The organism is Paraburkholderia sp. BL25I1N1, assembly GCF_003002025.1.
In the GTDB taxonomy this organism is placed as follows: Bacteria; Pseudomonadota; Gammaproteobacteria; order Burkholderiales; family Burkholderiaceae; genus Paraburkholderia.
Genome location: NZ_PVZB01000014.1, coordinates 95,836 through 113,853 on the forward strand (window position 1 = coordinate 95,836; position 18,018 = coordinate 113,853).

Annotated in this window: 20 protein-coding genes and 3 tRNA genes; 13 read left to right on the top strand and 10 right to left on the bottom strand. The window is 60.6% G+C overall.

All coding sequences use genetic code 11. The features are described 5' to 3' along the window. Nucleotides 1-70 precede the first annotated feature (70 nt). Nucleotides 71-1,186 carry an aldo/keto reductase gene (locus B0G73_RS21600; RefSeq protein WP_106283323.1) on the top strand — a complete coding sequence of 372 codons (1,116 nt, stop codon included), beginning with the start codon at nucleotides 71-73 and terminating at the stop codon, nucleotides 1,184-1,186. 162 nt (nucleotides 1,187-1,348) lie between these two features. Here B0G73_RS21600 and B0G73_RS40100 read toward each other — a convergent pair whose 3' ends face one another. After that, nucleotides 1,349-1,702 carry a hypothetical protein gene (locus B0G73_RS40100; protein ID WP_146144215.1) on the bottom strand — a complete coding sequence of 118 codons (354 nt, stop codon included), beginning with the start codon at nucleotides 1,700-1,702 and terminating at the stop codon, nucleotides 1,349-1,351. Between B0G73_RS40100 and B0G73_RS40590 the strand changes: the two genes are divergently transcribed. Together B0G73_RS40590 and B0G73_RS21605 are read left to right on the top strand one after the other, a co-directional pair. After that, nucleotides 1,701-1,850: a hypothetical protein gene (locus B0G73_RS40590; protein ID WP_007180815.1), complete on the top strand. Its 150-nt coding sequence runs from the start codon at nucleotides 1,701-1,703 to the stop codon at nucleotides 1,848-1,850. The two genes, B0G73_RS40100 and B0G73_RS40590, sit on opposite strands and share 2 nt — an antisense overlap. Nucleotides 1,851-2,106: 256 nt before the next feature. Beyond that, complete coding sequence (locus B0G73_RS21605) at nucleotides 2,107-2,703, top strand: chorismate mutase (RefSeq protein WP_106283324.1); 597 nt, start codon at nucleotides 2,107-2,109, stop codon at nucleotides 2,701-2,703. Between the two features lie 126 nt (nucleotides 2,704-2,829). Here B0G73_RS21605 and B0G73_RS21610 read toward each other — a convergent pair whose 3' ends face one another. Next, nucleotides 2,830-3,981, bottom strand: a complete 1,152-nt coding sequence (locus tag B0G73_RS21610) for an exonuclease domain-containing protein (RefSeq protein ID WP_106283325.1) — start codon at nucleotides 3,979-3,981, stop codon at nucleotides 2,830-2,832. Nucleotides 3,982-4,575: 594 nt separating this feature from the next. On the opposite strand from B0G73_RS21610, the gene B0G73_RS21615 reads away from it, so the two are divergent. After that, nucleotides 4,576-4,824 carry a hypothetical protein gene (locus B0G73_RS21615; RefSeq protein ID WP_106283326.1) on the top strand — a complete coding sequence of 83 codons (249 nt, stop codon included), beginning with the start codon at nucleotides 4,576-4,578 and terminating at the stop codon, nucleotides 4,822-4,824. Between the two features lie 529 nt (nucleotides 4,825-5,353). Beyond that, complete coding sequence (locus B0G73_RS21620) at nucleotides 5,354-6,499, top strand: porin (RefSeq protein WP_106283327.1); 1,146 nt, start codon at nucleotides 5,354-5,356, stop codon at nucleotides 6,497-6,499. 114 nt (nucleotides 6,500-6,613) lie between these two features. Here B0G73_RS21620 and greB read toward each other — a convergent pair whose 3' ends face one another. Further along, the gene (greB, locus tag B0G73_RS21625; protein ID WP_106283328.1) at nucleotides 6,614-7,183 is read right to left on the bottom strand and encodes a transcription elongation factor GreB; all 570 of its coding nucleotides are present in this window, start codon (nucleotides 7,181-7,183) and stop codon (nucleotides 6,614-6,616) included. 120 nt (nucleotides 7,184-7,303) lie between these two features. Here greB and B0G73_RS21630 point away from each other — a divergent pair. After that, a tRNA-Arg gene (locus B0G73_RS21630) sits at nucleotides 7,304-7,380 on the top strand. Between the two features lie 78 nt (nucleotides 7,381-7,458). Continuing rightward, nucleotides 7,459-7,535 (top strand) — tRNA-Arg (locus B0G73_RS21635). Between the two features lie 110 nt (nucleotides 7,536-7,645). On the opposite strand, the gene B0G73_RS21640 is transcribed toward B0G73_RS21635, so the two are convergent. The 5 genes from B0G73_RS21640 to B0G73_RS21660 form a co-directional block, all read right to left on the bottom strand. Further along, on the bottom strand, nucleotides 7,646-8,134 hold the full coding sequence (locus B0G73_RS21640) for a phage protein NinX family protein (protein WP_106283329.1): 489 nt from the start codon (nucleotides 8,132-8,134) through the stop codon (nucleotides 7,646-7,648). 108 nt (nucleotides 8,135-8,242) lie between these two features. Then, nucleotides 8,243-10,600 (bottom strand): bifunctional (p)ppGpp synthetase/guanosine-3',5'-bis(diphosphate) 3'-pyrophosphohydrolase, encoded by a 2,358-nt coding sequence (locus tag B0G73_RS21645; protein WP_106283330.1) that lies wholly within the window; start codon nucleotides 10,598-10,600, stop codon nucleotides 8,243-8,245. A gap of 142 nt (nucleotides 10,601-10,742) precedes the next feature. Further along, entirely contained in the window at nucleotides 10,743-10,946 is a 204-nt protein-coding gene (gene rpoZ, locus B0G73_RS21650; protein ID WP_006025620.1) for a DNA-directed RNA polymerase subunit omega, read from the bottom strand. 60 nt (nucleotides 10,947-11,006) lie between these two features. Next, a complete protein-coding gene (gmk, locus tag B0G73_RS21655; protein WP_106283331.1) occupies nucleotides 11,007-11,687 on the bottom strand; it encodes a guanylate kinase in 681 nt (226 codons plus the stop codon). 18 nt (nucleotides 11,688-11,705) lie between these two features. Then, nucleotides 11,706-12,629, bottom strand: a complete 924-nt coding sequence (locus tag B0G73_RS21660; RefSeq protein WP_106283332.1) for a YicC/YloC family endoribonuclease — start codon at nucleotides 12,627-12,629, stop codon at nucleotides 11,706-11,708. Between the two features lie 210 nt (nucleotides 12,630-12,839). On the opposite strand from B0G73_RS21660, the gene rph reads away from it, so the two are divergent. The 6 genes from rph (at nucleotide 12,840) to B0G73_RS21690 (ending at nucleotide 16,302) form a co-directional block, all read left to right on the top strand. Next, on the top strand, nucleotides 12,840-13,580 hold the full coding sequence (gene rph, locus B0G73_RS21665; protein WP_106283333.1) for a ribonuclease PH: 741 nt from the start codon (nucleotides 12,840-12,842) through the stop codon (nucleotides 13,578-13,580). Beyond that, the gene (rdgB, locus tag B0G73_RS21670) at nucleotides 13,573-14,220 is read left to right on the top strand and encodes an RdgB/HAM1 family non-canonical purine NTP pyrophosphatase (RefSeq protein WP_106283334.1); all 648 of its coding nucleotides are present in this window, start codon (nucleotides 13,573-13,575) and stop codon (nucleotides 14,218-14,220) included. The genes rph and rdgB overlap by 8 nt, the downstream gene beginning before the upstream one ends. Then, a complete protein-coding gene (hemW, locus tag B0G73_RS21675; RefSeq protein WP_106283335.1) occupies nucleotides 14,217-15,446 on the top strand; it encodes a radical SAM family heme chaperone HemW in 1,230 nt (409 codons plus the stop codon). Before rdgB ends, hemW begins: the two co-directional genes overlap by 4 nt. A 55-nt stretch (nucleotides 15,447-15,501) precedes the next feature. Then, a tRNA-Ser gene (locus B0G73_RS21680) sits at nucleotides 15,502-15,591 on the top strand. A gap of 207 nt (nucleotides 15,592-15,798) precedes the next feature. After that, complete coding sequence (locus B0G73_RS21685; RefSeq protein ID WP_106283336.1) at nucleotides 15,799-16,011, top strand: ribbon-helix-helix protein, CopG family; 213 nt, start codon at nucleotides 15,799-15,801, stop codon at nucleotides 16,009-16,011. Beyond that, nucleotides 16,012-16,302 carry a hypothetical protein gene (locus tag B0G73_RS21690; RefSeq protein ID WP_106283337.1) on the top strand — a complete coding sequence of 97 codons (291 nt, stop codon included), beginning with the start codon at nucleotides 16,012-16,014 and terminating at the stop codon, nucleotides 16,300-16,302. It abuts the gene before it with no gap. Between the two features lie 744 nt (nucleotides 16,303-17,046). Here B0G73_RS21690 and B0G73_RS21695 read toward each other — a convergent pair. Further along, on the bottom strand, nucleotides 17,047-17,526 hold the full coding sequence (locus B0G73_RS21695; protein ID WP_106283338.1) for a hypothetical protein: 480 nt from the start codon (nucleotides 17,524-17,526) through the stop codon (nucleotides 17,047-17,049). A 23-nt stretch (nucleotides 17,527-17,549) separates the two neighbouring features. Further along, a complete protein-coding gene (locus B0G73_RS21700; RefSeq protein WP_106283339.1) occupies nucleotides 17,550-18,017 on the bottom strand; it encodes a hypothetical protein in 468 nt (155 codons plus the stop codon). Between the last annotated feature and the right edge of the window lies 1 nt (nucleotide 18,018).

Sequence of the window (18,018 nt, forward strand, 5' to 3'; positions counted from 1 at the left end):
ACGAAAAGAATAGGCGCACGATGGGGCCATCGATTCAATTTTTCGTAGCGCACCGCTCAAGGAGACTGACATGACGATGAACCGCTATACCCTGCTCGGCCGCTCAGGCTTGCGCATCAGCCCGATCGCGCTTGGCACGATGACCTTCGGCACGGAATGGGGCTGGGGCGCCGAGGAAAAGTCGGCACAACGGCTGTTCGATCTGTACGTGGATGCCGGCGGCAATTTCGTCGATACCGCCGACCTCTATACGGAAGGCACCATCGAAAAATGGCTGGGCAAGTTCGTCGCGGCGCGCGGCCTGCGCGAGCGGCTCGTGATCGCGACCAAATATGGCTACAACGCCGAGACCGGCAACCCGAACGCGGGCGGCAACCATCGCAAGAATTTACTGCGCGCGCTCGACGGCTCGCTCAAGCGGCTCGGCACCGACTATATCGACCTGTATTACCTGCACACGTGGGACCGCGTCACGCCGGTGGAAGAAGTGATGCGCGCCATGGACGACGCCGTGCGCGCCGGCAAGATCCGTTATGTCGGTTTGTCGGATACGCCCGCCTGGTTCGCCGGGCGCGCGCAGACGCTCGCCGACTGGCGCGGCTTCGAGCCGGTCGCTGCCATGCAGCTCGAGTACTCGCTGATCGAACGCAACGCGGAGAATGAATTCGCCGATCTCGCCGCCAATCTCGGCATGGGACTCGTGCCGTGGAGCCCGCTCGGCATGGGCGTGCTGTCCGGCAAGTACCGGCCTTCGCAAAGCGGCGCGGCAGGCGGCTTTTCCGGCGACGGACGTCTCGCGAGCATGGCCGGCGCGCCGCCGCCGGGATTCGACAAACTGACCGAGCGCAACTTCCGCATCGTGGCGGAACTGGAGTCGGTCGCCCATCTCGCCGGCCGGCCGATGGCGCAAGTTGCGCTGAACTGGCTGCATCAGAAGCGCGGCGTGTCGAGCATCATCGTCGGCGCCACGCGGCCGGAGCAGTTGCAGGAATCGCTCGGTTCGCTCGACTTCACGCTGGCGCCGGAACTGATCGCGCGGCTCGACGCCGTGTCCGAACCGGCCCGTCCATTCCCCTACTACATGTTCGCGGACGGTCATCAGGCGCGGATTCACGGAAAAGTCGAAGTGACTGACAAACCGGCCGGATATTCCGCGTCAGTGAAAATCCCCGCACCAACAGCTTAAAAATATGCGTCTGACGAAAGCCCAGCGTTCGCTGCCGAACGTTGGAATTTCTTATTCAGGCGAAAGATCTTAAAAAGTGTTTTTAGTCGTCAACGAAACTTGAGAATCGTTCGTTTACAAAACATTAGAGGGCCGAATGGCGCGTGCTGAACGGAGCGGTAATTAACGAACGTTCGGCCTCTTAAGCAGAAAATGCTGCCGATGCGGCAGCGCACAAAAATCCGCGACGATTGGTTTGATATCAGCCAATACGAGTGTGGAGTGTGCGAAAACGCGGGCTCGATGCTGAACGGCCTGCAGGATAAGGCCGAGAGGGAAACGGCTGGAATATTGGACTGCCTGGAAGGGTGACCGCGAAATCAATTTATTCGCAGTCATCCGATAAATTCTATTCAAATATTCCGTTCCGTTGTTGGCCTGTGCCGTTAAAGCAACAAAGAACATGTGGCCGGCATCAGCCGCTGGTGCAAAACGGGGACCGAGGCAGATAATCGGTTTGTAAAGGAGAGAGATCATGGATGCCAAACCACCGAAAGTTCCGACCCCGGATAAAGTCTTTTGCCCGGATCCGGAACCGGCTGGCGTTGAGTTTTTGGGTGCTGAACTGCCGGAGCATGTCCGCGCCTTTTTCGACGAGCAACGCAAGTCGTGCGACTCGAAGTAGCTGTGCAGTGGCGCAATGCAGCATGGACGTGCGTGCAGCATTGCGTGCACACGTCTAACCGATCGTTTTCTGCTCGATTCGTGACGCGGGGTCAGTCCGTCTGATTCAGGTGACGCCCGGCCGTGCGGCTTGGCGTCGGCATTTGATTGCCGCGACAAATATGCCGGGTGTCCCGGTCGCGAGCAAGACGCGGGCTCGATGCATCGTTTATTCTTCTGATTTTTCCTCCGTGGCCGCTCGGCTACTGCCATCTTCCATGAATCGTTCTTATCGCTTCGGCGCGTCATGCGCGCTCGCGCTGCTGACCGCTCTTGCATTCGCGCCCGCTCCCGCCATCGCGGATGGTGACGACACCGCGCTCACCAGTCTGATCGCGCTTGCCTCGCAGCGCCTCGCACTCGCGGAACCCGTGGCGCGCTGGAAGTGGGCCAATCACCAGGACATCACCGACACGCCGCGCGAGAACGCTCTCCTCGCCGATGTCGAGAAGCGCGCTGCCGCGGCGAACGTCGACCCGGCGTTCGCCCGCGCTTTCTTTCAGGATCAGATAGACGCCAGCAAAGACGTCCAAAATGCGCTGTTCGCCACGTGGCGCGGCACTCAGGCGCCGCAAGGACCCGCGCCCGATCTGGCAACCAGTACTAGACCGCAGTTGGACCGGCTGACGCAATCGCTCGTCGCCGGCCTTGCGCGCGTTCAGCCGTTGCGCACGGCGGCGGATTGTCCGTCGCGCGTCGCACAGTCGCTGGCTAACTGGAAGTCGCTGACGCGCTACGACTCAGCTCATTCGAGCGCGTTGACGCGCGCCCTCGGGCACGTGTGCGAAACCGGTGGCGTGGGCGCGACCGGTTAGGTCGGCTGAGATAAGCGCGCGGTTTGAGGCCGGCTAATGGCCGCGGAGACCGCGCGCTTGAACCTACTTTGAATAGCAGGCGATCGGTGATAACGGATTCGCTAAAAGCTGAACCGGCGAACGTCTTCAGGCGAGACTCGCCACCGCCGCTCCACTCGACACGCTCAACGGCATCACACGCAAACCGCGGGCGAGATGGCTCTGCAAGATGCGATACGTCGACAGTTCGAACCGTCCCGCCGCACTCGACGCATGCAATTCCGCCGCCAGCGCGAGCGACGCCGCGTGGCCGACGTAACACCAACGGTCGACGACATGAAACGCGCGCGCTTGCGACGCCTCCTCGCGCTCTTCGAAGACGATCGGCCCGTCGAACGGCCACGGCGCGTCAGCGGGATCGCTCTTCGCGATACGCGGCACACGGTTATGGCCGGGACGCAGCGTCGCGATCCACTGCGCCTCCGCGAGCATGGCGCCCAATTCCCCGCCGGTCGCGCGCCACTCGACGCGCCGCACCTGCTGCGCGAGCCGGATATCTTTCGACGAGCGCCGCTCGCCGGTCAAATGTGAGCGCACGCGCTGGCGCACGCGCACGCTTCGCCCGACATACAGCGGCACATCTTCTTCCCCATAGAACGCGTAGACGCCGCAACCGGCCGGCGCGGTATCGAGCAGGTCTTCCGTGATGTCGCCTGCAAGCCGGTAGCGCCGCGTGGTGCGCTCGATCTGCGTACGCAATACGTCGAGCGGCACAAGGCCGTGCAGCCGTTGCCAGAACTGCCAGATCAGATCGGCGTCGGCGAGCGCGCGGTGGCGATCGGAAGGCACGAGTGCATGACGCTCGACCAAGGCGTCGAGACCGTGACGCTTTTCCGCCGGGAACAGCGCTCGCGACAGGCGCACGGTGCACAGCACGTCCGGATCGAACGCCAGGCCCACCCGGCGAAACTCGCCGCGCAGAAATCCGCGATCGAAACTGGCGTTATGCGCGACGAACAGTTTGCCGTTCAGACGCTCGAAGAGCGCGGGCGCGATCGCATCGAAGGTCGGCGCGCCCCGCACCATCGCATTCGTGATGCCGGTGAGTTGCTGGATGAATGAAGGAATCGGCTGCTGAGGGTCGACCAGACTGCTCCAGCGCGACACGCCGGCAGGTCCGATTTCGACCACACCGACCTCGGTGATGCGATGCTCGGCGGTCGAGCCGCCGGTGGTTTCAAGGTCGACGAAGACGATCGGCCCATCCAGGGCCGGTTCCGGCAAAAACTGTTCAGACATGGAAAAGGAGACTTTGGACGCGTGGCTTTGCGGCAAGTATGCACCAGTTGGCGGCCGAGTACCCGGATAGCATTGCGTTTACGTCAAGTGACTTGCGGCGCAACGGTCCTGTTTCTGCGTAAGCGACAAGTCTCTCGCAATACCTGAAATCAGTATGTTTCACGGCCGCCACAGCGGAATGACGGCGAAGCGGATATTTCGTTTCAGGGCAATGCTCGATTTTGTTAATCAATCAAGAGAACACCACATTGCGCGCGATCTGGCAGGTGAAATTCAGCCTTGCCGCTATACGAGGAACGAAGAAATGCCGTCAAGCGAATTCTCGATATGCGTTTATCACGCGGCACGCTAAGCCCGCGTTTATTGGCTTATATAAGTCCTAAGCGCATATATGTACTTCAGTCTGGATAATCAGACCAAGTCAATATTACCCAATCGATTGTAGGGACGCGTTATAACGGGAAAATTTTCAGCAGCCTGCCGAAAAATGTAACAAACGACGTTCCCGTAAGTGTTTGTCCGACTTGCTGCACCGCATGCATAGCCGGATGATCGGATTCAGTAGTTGTAGTAACGCGCATTAGGGAGATTGCCATGCTGTTCAACCAGATCCGCCGGCTCTTTACCTGGCTGACCCACTCGCACGACAACACGGCCTCCGAACAATCTGCACTCGTGGCGGACACGCCGTCGATCTTCGAAATCGATCCCATGTGGCATGGCGATCATTGGCAAAATCTGCTGTCGTCCCCCATGGACGCGCGTCACTACGTCATGGAAGACTGGAGCGTATCGATCGCGGACGACTGGAACGAAGTGGACGGCGCGGCGCCCGCCCACTGACCACGACGTCAATCGGCACAACGCAGGCAAAAAAAAAGCGCGACTGGAAAGTCGCGCCGACAAAGGTTTGGAGATCTTTTTCGTCAACGAAAAAGTCTGCTTCGGAAAGCAGAAACTTCAGTATAGCGGTTCAGTTCCATTTCGATTATTCACATAAATAACAATCATCTGTTGCGGCAATAACAACAATCTCGTTTTTACGTTTTATTCCGTTGTTTTTTAGCATCGATTCTTGTCGCGAATCAGCAACGCACCGCCGTCTGCGCCAGGCTTCCACCTCTTGAAAATCGCTGGAGGCCTTTATTGATAAGGCTTCAGCGGCTTTCGCATATCGTTTCTTAACGCGTAATACTTTATTGCGTAAATCGGAACGTCCATTACGCGGAGTGTCTCTCTACACTCTGCGTAACTGGAAACCAGCGCGTTTTGCTCAACGCGCATCTCACTCGGATTACGCCTCTCGCAGCGCCCGCGTGAAGGTCTCCTTAAGCCTGGGTTCAACGCCCGCTCTCGCTCTCGGAGTTACAAGATGAAAAAGACACTCATGGTCGCCGCCCTCACGGGCGTTTGCGCAACCGCCGCGCATGCACAAAGCAGCGTCACGTTGTACGGTTTGATCGACGCCGGCATCACTTACACGAACAACCAGCACGGCCATAGCAACTGGCAGGAAACCAGCGGCTCGGTGAACGGCAGCCGTTGGGGCCTGCGTGGATCGGAAGATCTGGGCGGCGGTCTCAAGGCTATCTTCACGTTGGAAAACGGCTTCGGTATCAATGACGGCACACTCAAGCAGGGTGGCCGCGAATTCGGCCGTCAAGCGTTCGTCGGTTTGACGAGCGACCAGTTCGGCGCCGTCACCCTCGGTCGTCAATACGACAGCATGGTCGACTATGTCGGTCCGCTGGCGCTGACCGGCACCCAATACGGCGGCACGCAGTTCGCGCATCCGTTCGACAACGACAACCTGAACAACTCGTTCCGCATCAACAACTCGGTCAAGTACCAGAGCGCCAATTACGGCGGCTTCAAGTTCGGCGCGTTGTATGGCTTCTCGAACCAGGCCGACGGCTTCGCGAACAACCGCGCTTATAGCGCGGGTGCGTCGTACAGCTGGGGCGGCCTGAACGTCGCCGCCGCCTACCTGCAACTGAACAGCAACGGCGCGACCGGCGCGGCTGCGGCGTTCAATTCGGGTGGCGCAGTGTCGAGCGACAACACGTTCTTCGCGGGCCGCCAGCAAACGTGGGGCGCGGGTGCCAACTACGCGTTCGGCCCGGCAACCGTCGGCCTCGTGTACTCGCAAACCAACCTGTCGAGCCTCGCCGGTATCGGCGCTAGCGCTTCGGGTCAAAGCGGAGGCATCGCCTTCGGCAACAACAGCGCGCATTTCCAGAACTTCGAAGCGAACGCTCGCTATGCGCTGACGCCGGCGGTCAGCGTTGCCGGTTCGTATACATACACCCGCGCAAGCCTCGCTGGGACGCGTCCGCACTGGAATCAATTCAACCTGCAAACCGCGTACGCGCTGTCCAAGCGTACTGACGTGTATCTGCAAGGCGAGTATCAGCAAGTCAACGAAAACGCTATCGTGGATGCCGACATCAACGGCCTGGCCGCTTCGAGCAACAATAAGCAAATCGCTGTGACCGCAGGTCTGCGTCACCGCTTCTAAAACCGCGGGTAACAGCCGTGGTCTCGAAGGCGCCGTTCGCGGCGCCTTTTTTTATGCGTCGTCAGCGCTCGAGTTGAAGGGCGAGAACGAGACAGGGCGTCCGCCAGCGGTGATTCAACCGCCGGTATCTGGTGGCGGATATTTGACGTCGAGGATGTCGATCGGCTGCGGGCCGGCAGGGGTGTACAACGTGACGGTATCGCCGACTTTCGCCTTGAGCAGCGCGCGCGCGATCGGCGAGATCCAGCTCACGTAGCCGATATCCAGGTCGACCTCATCGATGCCGACAATCGTCACGATATGCGCCTCGCCGTCCTCCGTCGCATACTCGACCGTCGCGCCGAAGAAAACCTGGTCAACGTTCTCCTGCTTGCTGCTGTCGACGACTTCAGCGAGATCCAGGCGTTTGGTCAGAAAACGGATGCGCCGGTCGATTTCGCGCAACCTGCGCTTGCCGTAGATGTAATCGCCATTCTCGGAGCGATCGCCGTTCGAGGCCGCCCACGACACCAGTTTGACCACTTCCGGCCGATCCTCGTCGATCAGATGCAGCAGTTCATCGCGCATGCGCCGGTAGCCGGCGGGCGTGATGTAGTTTTTCGTGCCGGCGGGAACGTCCGGCGGGGCGACGTCGAGGTCGTCGTCATTCTCTTCGCTCGACTCTTTGACAAAGGCCTTGTTCATGATGATCCGGTAACTGCAGCATTCGACTGCCTATCAAGGGTACACGATCATGACCATGAGACAAATCGCAGTTACATGCTTCCCTTTTTCAAAACCTTTGCTATAATCTCGTTTCTGCGTGCGGCTGTAGCTCAGTTGGATAGAGTACTTGGCTACGAACCAAGGGGTCGTGGGTTCGAATCCTGCCAGCCGCACCACTTATTCGAGGGCCTTCCTCCGGGAAGGCCCTTACGTTTACCCAAGTTTCAGCGCAGTAAGCATTACCCGTTTAGCGTGCGGCTGTAGCTCAGTTGGATAGAGTACTTGGCTACGAACCAAGGGGTCGTGGGTTCGAATCCTGCCAGCCGCACCACTTATAAAGGGCCTTCCGATCGGAAGGCCCTTTGTTTTTTGTCCGTCGAGTTGAATTTCATTAGGCCTTGCCCCCACCGGAGGCCTTGGCGGCGGCAACAGACACGCCCCTTATCGCGGCGGCGACTGAATATCCCCAATCTGCCCGTCCGGACTCGGCAAGTCGACGAACGAACTGCCTGCCGTCTGCTCGCCGATCGGTTGCGCGTATTCGCCGCTCACCGCCTGCGCCTCGCGCAACACATCTCCGACGGTATCGCCAAATCGGCTTTCGACGAACGCCCTCAGCAAGGCAACCCGCAACGAGTCGCCCCGCCCTTCGACGGTTCGGTGCCCGCCTTCGAATTCCGCGACGCAGTGTGCGGCGCCAAGCGCGGTCCGCTCGCGCACTTCCAGCCGCTGCGCGCGCTCCAGCACCGCCGCTGCCGCCTCCCATGAGGTGGACGGCGTAAAACGGCCATCCCACGGACGACCGCGGTCATTGCCGCGAATCGAGACGGTTTCGCCGCTATCGGTAAAGTGGATTTCGCGCACGAAGTCGTGCAGGCTGCGGGCGACCCAATAATCGAGCGCCAGGCCGTTGAGGTCAGCTACCTTCACAAGCGTTCTCCCTGAGTTTCAGATGAGACTCGCGCGTAGCCGGTGCGTTCAGATTCGAATGAGGGAGATGGACTCGCCCCGAGACCTGCCCCGGGCAACCGCCGGTGATCAGTAATCCGCTCGCTCGCGATCGATTCGCATCCCGCCGTCGTGACGGTGATGGCCTTCCTCGCTAGGCCGTTCGCGCGCAATGCGCATGACGTCCGGGTTCGTGCGCACGCGACGCATGACGTTGGCCAGATGGACGCGGTCGCTGACCTGGATCACGAAGCGCAACACCGTGGATTCCTGCGACAGGTCTTCGTCCATTGCAATGTGAACGATGTTGGCATCCGCGGAGGTGATATCCGCCGCCACGCGGGCAAACACGCCCTTGGTATTCTTGACCAGCACCTTCACGGCGACGTCGAACAGACGCCCCGGCTGCGGTGCCCAGGCGACGTCGATCCAGCGGCCCGGATCGCGACGGTGGATGCGTTGCGCGACGCGGCAATCCGTGGTGTGGATCGCCATACCGAGACCGATGCCGATATAGCCCATGATGTCGTCGCCCGGAATCGGACGGCAGCACGCGGACAGTTGCACCGACATGCCCTCGGTCCCGGTGATAACCACCGGCGGCGCATGCGGCATATCGGAGTGGGAGCGTGAGCCGTCGTCGTCGGCATCGCGGCCGCTCATCAGCACTTCGATACGCTTGGCCATGACCGCCGCGACACGCCGGCCGAGGCCGATGTCCGCGAAAATTTCCTGACGGTTCTTGTTGCCCGTCCACTGCACGAGCTTTTCCCACGCTTCCGGCGTCACGTCGGAGAGCGCCAGCCCGTAGCCTTTCAACGCCTGGTCGACCAGACGCTCGCCGAGTTGAACAGACTCGTTCAAGCGCATCGTCTTCAGATAATGGCGGATCGCCGAGCGCGCCTTGCCGGTACGCACGAAACCGAGCCACGCCGGATTCGGCTTCGAATACGGCGCAGTGATGACTTCGACGATATCGCCGCTCTTCAACTCGGTACGCAACGGCAGCAATTCGTTGTTGATCTTCACCGCGACGCACTGGTTGCCCAGGTCGCTGTGGATCGAATACGCGAAGTCGAGCGCCGTGGCGCCGCGCGGCAGCGCCATGATCTTCGACTTCGGCGTAAACACGTAGACCGCGTCCGGGAACAGGTCGATCTTGACGTGTTCGAGGAATTCGCTCGAGTCGCCCGCTTCGCTCTGAATGTCGAGCAGCGATTTCAGCCACTGATGCGCCCGCTTCTGGACGTCATTCAGGTCCGCGCCGCCGTTCTTGTACAGCCAGTGCGCGGCCACGCCCGCTTCGGCGATCTCGTGCATCTTGCGCGTGCGCACCTGAAACTCGATCGGCGCGCCGAACGGGCCGACCAGCGTGGTGTGCAGCGACTGATAGCCGTTCACCTTCGGGATCGCGATGTAATCCTTGAACTTACCCGGCACGGGCTTGTACAGCGCATGCAGCGCACCGATGCAGGTGTAGCACTCCAGCGCGCTCTCCACGACCACACGGAAGCCGTACACGTCGAGCACCTGCGAGAACGACAACTGCTTGTCACGCATCTTCTTGTAGATACTGAAGATGGTTTTCTCGCGGCCGGTGACTTCGGCGTCGAGCTTCGCGTCGGCAATGGCGCGCTGCACCGATTCGAGAATCTTGCCGACCACTTCGCGCCGGTTGCCGCGCGCCGCCTTGACGGCTTTTTCGAGCGTGGCGTAGCGGTGCGGATTGAAGTTCGCGAAGCTCAGGTCCTGCAATTCGCGATAAGTGTTGTTCAGGCCGAGCCGGTGCGCGATCGGCGCATAGATGTCCAGCGTTTCGCGGGCCACGCGGCGGCGCTTTTCGGGCGGCACCGCGCCCAGCGTGCGCATGTTGTGCAGCCGGTCGGCGAGCTTCACCAGAATCACACGGACGTCGCGCGCCATCGCGAGCAGCATCTTGCGGAAGTTTTCCGCTTGCGCTTCTTCGCGATTACGAAACTCCATCTTGTCCAACTTCGACAGGCCGTCGACCAGTTCCGCGACCTTCGGGCCGAAACGCTCGGCGAGTTCGGCCTTGGTCACACCCTGGTCTTCCATCACGTCGTGCAGCAGCGCCGCCATGAGCGCCTGGGCGTCGAGATTCCAGCCGGCGCAGATTTCCGCGACGGCGACCGGATGCGTGATGTACGGCTCGCCGCTCTGCCGGTACTGGCCGAGGTGGGCTTCGTCGCTGAAATGGAAAGCCGACTTGATGTCCTTGATCTCTTCCGGCTGCAGATAGCCGGACAAGACGGACGTCAGTTTGGCGATAGAGACGACGTCATGCCGGCGCGGTTGCTCCGGCGTGGCGGTCGGCCCGAACAGATGGCGAAACGACTGTTCGAGGACCGCGTCGATGTACTTCCGTGCAGACGAGGGCGAGTCAGCGTCGTGTTCCACTTCCGTGGCGGTGGGCGGGGTAGCACTCAATTTCGCCTCCGTATCGGTTGGGGTTGGACGCCGGTCTGCACGTTGATGCAATTACGTGTGGCAAATAGGTATAGCAGGTGTAGCAAGCGCGTGTGGCAAAACAGCTTCGACAAACGCGCAATCGAAAACGGAACAGTGCGCCTTAAACAGGCACCTTCTTCAGCATTTCGACGCCGACCTGGCCGGCTGCGATTTCGCGCAGCGCGACGACCGTGGGCTTGTCGCGGCTCTCGATCTTCGGCGTGTGGCCTTGAGCGAGTTGTCGCGCGCGATAGGTTGCGGCAAGCGCGAGTTCGAAACGGTTCGGGATCTGTTTGAGACAGTCTTCGACGGTAATCCGGGCCATGTTGGGTTCCTTCTCAGTATGTTGCTTATTCTACCTTATGTGCTCGATACACCGCCGCGTTCACGCGTGTGGCAAGTGAATGCCGAGCTGCACGAAAAGCTGCGTGTGGCGCGCGTATTGCGAGGCGAAGCGCGAACGTGTCGCGGCCACCAGACATTGCAGTTCGCTGAGCGCGCGCTCGAACTTCTCGTTGATCACCACATACTCCGCTTCCGCCGCGTGCGCCATCTCGCTGCCGGCTGCCAGCAAACGACGCGTGATCACGTTCGGCTCGTCCTGACCGCGCTTTCTCAGCCGCTCTTCCAAAGCTTCGAGCGAAGGCGGCAAGATGAAAATTTCGACCGCGTTGTGAAACTGCTTTTTCACCTGCTGTGCGCCCTGCCAGTCGATTTCGAGCAGCACGTCATGGCCGCTCTTCATCTGGTCCTCGATCCACACGCGCGAGGTGCCGTAGTAATTGCCGTGCACTTCCGCGCTTTCCAGAAACTCGCCGGCATCGTGACGCTTCATGAAATCGTCGACGGTAGTGAAGTGATAGTGCTCGCCGTCCTGCTCTTTCGGACGCGGCGGGCGCGTCGTGTACGAGATCGACAGACGGATCGCGTCGTCGCCGGCGAGCAAGGCGTTCACAAGCGTCGACTTGCCGGCGCCCGACGGCGCGACGACCATGAACAGATTGCCGGGGTAAGCACCGGCGTACGGATTGCGCGGCGTTTCGCGTGTGTGATGGTGGTCAGTCATGGTGGTGGTGCTCCAGCCTTATTCCAGATTCTGTACTTGCTCGCGCATCTGTTCGATGAGCAGCTTCAGGGTCATCGACGAATCCGCCAGTTCCTTCGCGGCCGCCTTCGAACCTAGCGTGTTCGCTTCGCGATTGAGCTCCTGCATCATGAAGTCGAGGCGCTTGCCGACCTTGCCGCCCTTCTGGATCACGTGACGCGTTTCGTTCAGGTGAGCCGTGAGGCGCGACAGTTCTTCGGCGATGTCGATGCGGATGCCGTACATCGTCACTTCCTGGCGAATCCGCTCATTGATCTCTTCACGCGAGACGATCGTCGCGGCGGTATCCGGCGCGGCGATGCCGAGCGCTTCCTGCAAGCGTTCGACAATCTTCTGCTGATGCTTGGCGATCAACTCCGGCACGAGCGGCGTGATCTTCGTGACGATCGCTTCCATTTCGGTGACGTTGGCAAGCAGCATGGTCGCCAGTTGCGCGCCTTCGCGGGCGCGCACGTCGATCAGGTCGGTGATGGCCTGCTTGCCGCAGGCGAGCACGGCATCGCGCAGCACTTCGGGCGCCACGCCGCTTTCGGCCAGAATGCCGGGCCAGCGCAGAATCTCGCCGGTGCGCAGCCGCTCCGCTTCCGGAAACGTCGAGAGCACCGTGCGCTCAAGCACCGCGAGTTGCGTGAGCGCGTCGTGATTGATCGAACCCGCGTTGGCCGACTGTTCGCTGCGTTGCAGGTTGATACGGATATCGACCTTGCCGCGCGACAGCTTGTTCATCAGCATCTCGCGCAGCGTGGGTTCACACACGCGCACGTCTTCCGGCATGCGGAAGTTCAGATCGAGAAAGCGCGAGTTCACGGTGCGCAGTTCGACCGATACGCTCACGCCGCCTGTGCCCGAGTCCGCGACGAGTTCGCGCGTGGCGCTCGCATAGCCAGTCATGCTGTAGATCATCGTATTTCTCGCGATTGTGGCCATGCGTTCAACGATGGCCGGAGAGTCGAATCGCCCGGCGTGTACGAGACGCGGGGCGGGGAAACGGCATTATCCCATTTTTGGCGATGGGTCCCCTTGGAGAGTCCCGGCACACGCGGGCGGCCGCCCTGCCCGATCGGCTGTAAAATCGCGCTTTCCCCTCCGCTTTTCTTCCTGAACGATCCCAACATGACCAACGACACCCAACGCCCCAGCGGCCGCCAGGCCAATCAGCTGCGCGACGTGCGCATTACGCGCCACTACACGAAGCACGCGGAAGGCTCGGTGCTGGTCGAATTCGGCGATACGAAAGTGATCTGCACGGCGAGCATTGCCGAGAGCGTGCCGTCGTTTCTGCGCGACCGCGGCCAGGGCTGGCTGACCGCCGAATACGGCATGTTGCCGCGCGCGACGCATACGCGCAGCGACCGCGAAGCCGCGCGCGGCAAACAGACCGGCCGCACCCAGGAAATCCAGCGGCTGATCGGCCGCGCGCTGCGCTCGGTGTTCGATCTGGAGAAGCTCGGCGCGCGCACGCTGCATATCGATTGTGACGTGATCCAGGCCGACGGCGGCACGCGCACGGCCAGCATTACCGGCGCGTTCGTGGCGGCACACGACGCGGTGGCCAGGTTGCTGGCCACGGGCCGCATCGAAAGCTCGCCGATCACGGATTACGTCGCGGCGATTTCGGTGGGCGTGTACGACGGACTGCCGGTGCTGGATCTCGACTACGACGAAGACTCGCAATGCGACACCGACATGAACGTCGTGATGACGGGCGCGGGCGGCTTCGTCGAAATTCAGGGCACCGCCGAAGGCGTGCCATTTTCGCGCGACGAAATGAATGCGCTACTGGATCTGGCGAGCGACGGCATCAACACGCTGATCGCGAAGCAGAAGGCGGCGTTGGAGCAAAAGAGTGAGTGAGGTTTTTCAACGCAATGGCGCAGCCGGTTCCGGTGCGTCGTTGAAAAAAGTCGTGCTGGCGTCGAACAACGCGGGCAAGCTGCGCGAGTTCGCGGCGTTGCTCGGCGCGGCCGGTATCGAACTGATTCCGCAAGGCGAGTTGAATGTGCCGGAAGCCGAAGAGCCGCATCCGACCTTCGTCGAAAACGCGCTAACGAAGGCGCGCCACGCGTCCAAGCTAACCGGCCTGCCCGCGCTCGCCGACGACTCGGGCCTGTGCGTGCGCGCGTTGCGCGGCGCACCGGGCGTCCATTCGGCGCGCTACGCGCAACTTGCCGGCGGCGAAAAGAGCGACGCGGCGAATAACGCACGCCTCGTCTCGGCGTTGCAAGGCGAAACAGACCGGCGCGCGTATTACTTCTGCGTGCTGGCCCTGGTGCGTCACGCGGACGATCCCGAACCGCTGATCGCCGAAGGCCGCTGGCATGGCGAAATGCTGGACGCGCCGCGCGGCGCGAATGGATTCGGCTACGACCCGTACTTCTTTTTGCCGTCGCTGAATGCGAGCGCTGCCGAACTCGAACCGGCGGTGAAAAACGCCAGCAGCCATCGCGCGATTGCGTTGCGCCAACTGCTTGCGCGTCTGACGGAGGAAGCGTGATTCCGATCAAACCGGCTCCCGCCGATATCGGCAACGGCGTCATCAAGGCCTTCACGTCGCCGGGCAGCATCCGGCTGACGTCCCTGCCGCCGCTGGCGTTGTACGTGCATTTCCCGTGGTGTGTGCGCAAGTGTCCGTATTGCGATTTCAACTCGCACGAATGGAAAGGCGACACGTTCCCGGAGAACGAATATCTCGACGCCTTGCGCGCCGATCTCGAAATGGCGCTGCCGCTGGTCTGGGGCCGCCAGGTGCATACGGTGTTCATCGGCGGCGGCACGCCCAGCCTGCTTTCGGCGGCCGGGCTCGATCGCATGCTGTCGGATGTGCGCGCGCTGCTACCGCTCGACGCCGACGCGGAAATCACACTCGAAGCAAATCCCGGCACCTTCGAAGCCGCCAAATTCGCGCAGTTTCGCGCGAGCGGTGTGAATCGGCTCTCCGTGGGCATTCAAAGTTTCAACGAAGCGCATCTGAAGGCGCTCGGCCGCATCCACGACTCGGCGCAGGCGCGCCATGCCGTCGAAGTGGCCGCGACCACCTTCGACAACTTCAATCTCGATCTGATGTTCGCGCTGCCGGGGCAGACGCTCGCCGAATGCCAAGCCGATGTCGAGACGGCGTTGTCGTACGCGCCGCCGCATTTGTCGCTGTACCACCTGACGCTCGAACCGAACACGTTGTTCGCGAAGTTCCCGCCCGCCCTGCCCGACGACGATGCATCGGCCGACATGCAGGACTGGATTCATGAGCGCACCTCCGCTGCGGGCTACGAGCGTTATGAGGTCTCGGCGTATGCGAAGCCGCATCGGCAGAGCAAGCACAATCTGAACTACTGGCGTTTCGGCGACTATCTCGGCATCGGGGCGGGCGCGCATACGAAGCTGTCGTTTCCGAATCGCGTGCTGCGGCAGGCGCGCTATAAGCATCCGACCACCTTCATCGAGCAGGCGAAGGCCGGCACGGCGGTGCAGGAAGAGCACGAGGTCGGGACACGCGATCTGCCTTTCGAGTTCATGCTGAACGCGCTGCGGCTGGTGGAAGGGTTTCCTGTGCATCGGTTTATCGAGCGCACGGGTATGTCGATGACGTCGATCGAACCGGCCTTGCAGGAAGCCGAACGGCGCAAGCTGATTACGCGCGACCACGAAAAGATTGCGCCAACACCGCTCGGCCAGGCGTTCCTGAATGATCTGCAGGAGCTGTTTCTGAAAGATCCGCAGTGATTGCGGATCGACTGGGCGTCGCAGCGAGGTTTTTTCAGGTTACAATTTAGGGCTTGGAGGTGTGGCCGAGTGGTTTAAGGCACCGGTCTTGAAAACCGGCGAAGGAGCAATCTTTCCGTGAGTTCGAATCTCACCGCCTCCGCCAGAACGTCAATGAATACGGGCCTCTTGGCCCGTTTTTCGTTTCTACCCGCCAAAGAACCCGCCATCGTAGACAACGCTGTCAAACGCGCTCTGGAATCGCTCCTGAGAATTTTCCGGACGTCTTTTACAGCAAGTGCTATAGTTTGTTTCAGGTGTGGATTTGGAGTGGATTTGGAGCCAAATCAGCACCTTCCATGGAGGGAAAATTATGGCAAAGCTCACACTTAATGTGTCCGACGAAGTCGCTGACGAAATCGAAAAGTTCGCTCGGCGCGAAGGCGTTACAAAGACCGAAGCTATGCGCCGCATTCTTTCGCTGGTGAAGGTGTCCAATGAAGAGTCCAAGAAAGGCCGCAGCTTAGGCGTGATCCAAGACCACGGCGGAAAGCTTGATGTCGTCGCGAAGCTCATCGGTGTGTAAATGTCAGATCAAACAGTTGAGGAACTGCTTGATCTGACTGAGTCGGGGGGCGCTGGTTTTGAAAAGAGCGACGTCAAGAATTTTGACATCGAGAAGGAAAAGATCAATCTCGCGCGGTGGGTCCTTACTGGGCTGGCGACTCTGTTCCTGATAGCGTGCCTGTTCTATGTCGCCAAGAGCGACTACGTCAGCAATGCCGCGGCCAAAGAGGTCTTTGACTTCGTGAGAGAGGCCTTCCCGCCCATCGTTACGCTTGTGCTCGGCGCCTACTTCACCAGAAAGAGTGACTAGAGCGTCAATCAGCAACACTAGTGAAGCCGCCTTGGGGCGGCTTTTCAATTTCGGGCAAAGCGGATGTCGGCGCTGCCAATCTCCTCGTCAACCAGCACACCAAAGCGTCCCTTTGGTGTAGGCATCCGTGCGCACTTGCCAGGCAGACGCTAAGCAGATCCTTGCCGGATGCTCCAAGCATTCCTTCAAGCATCCTCGTTGCAGCGCGTTGCCTTGCGTTGCAGGGTGTCCCATTTTGGGACTGGTCCCGATTCGGGACGGGTAATAACCCCTTGTCCCGTGGATGTCCCGCGGACGTCCGAGGGACATGCTCCCGCCGTCCTTGGTGACAAGCGCTTTCGTCCTCTGTGACAAACTCTGTCACAGAGCGCCGACAGAATCTGCCGGTAACGCAGCCAGCGTTACATCGGTGTTACCAGGATGTGACGCCGCGTGACGCACGGTGACGCTCCTGTAACCTACCGTGAACCTACGGGTAACCGATGGGTTTCCCGGAGCCTTTTCGAGGGGTTGCCAAATCAGCAACGGTTGCTCTTTCAGCAACCAAGGCCCACGGAAGAAGTTTCGATCGGGTTACCGAATCCGGAACGGTTACTGGATAGGTCACGGCTTCGGCAAATCGGGAAACAGATGGTGACTCTTAGAGATGTACATGCCATGTAACTAGGAACGGGCCAAACAGCGTTCAACAGATACACGGCATGTATCTAGAAACGCAGCGCCTGTTACATCGCACGTACTTGATCAAGCGGCCTTAGCTACACGCAGTGTAATAGGCGTCTCGGCCTTCTTGCGGCCCACGGTTTTCTTCGTGCGCGCGATCGGCTCGACAGCCAGATAGGCCCGTCGCGGGAATGCTGCCGGCGACGCGTCCAGATCCTCGGTGACGTCCAGATCACGCCAAGTAAGCGCATACCATGCGGTCCGCTTCGGAAAAGCGCCCTTGCGCGATTCCCACAGCAGGCCGTTTGCTATCAGCTCAGCCTTGGCCTTCGTGACCGTGTTCGGCGAGTTCCAGCCTCGCTCGCGCAATTGATCCCAGATGCAGCACAGGCGACCGTTGTTGCGTCCATTGAACTCCCTGCAGAACTCCAGCAGCAGCGCCCGAGCATAGGCGCTCAGGTTGATATAGCCTTGGCTCTCGAGCACGACATAGGGCACGGCCGCGAACGTCGAACCATCGCGCTTCTTGGCGTCGGCCTTGTACCGCTTTGAGCGGCTCATACATCGACCTCACCAGGTGGATTTCAGTAAGCTTCATCGTTGGCTGCAGGCATCGACGTAAACCGTCGAAGCTGCCAATCACGGATCTGTAGGAGGGCGTTGGCCCACTCGCCCGGCGACAGCGTTCGCCAATCAGGCTCGGGCTTGGGCCACACGCGTTTGACGCGGAACTGATCGATGTCGTGCCACGCACGAGCAGATGGATTAGCTCTCGGTGCAGGCGTGTACAGCGCCACGAAAGCCGGCAGATTCGCCATCTTCGCAAGCTCGCGAATAACGCCGGTCGGCTTCTCCTGTCCGATGTCCTGTGCGACCTCAACGAGCGCGAGCGGCAGCTTACCGTCATAGCCGTATTCAACGAACAGCACGCTATCGAGATCGGCCATGGTCAGCGACTGAGCCTTCCGATGCCCGATGTATCGACCAATCGATCGCGACCTGTGCCAGACGCCATAGGCACGGTCGCGGATGAGATGTTGTTCTTCTTGCATG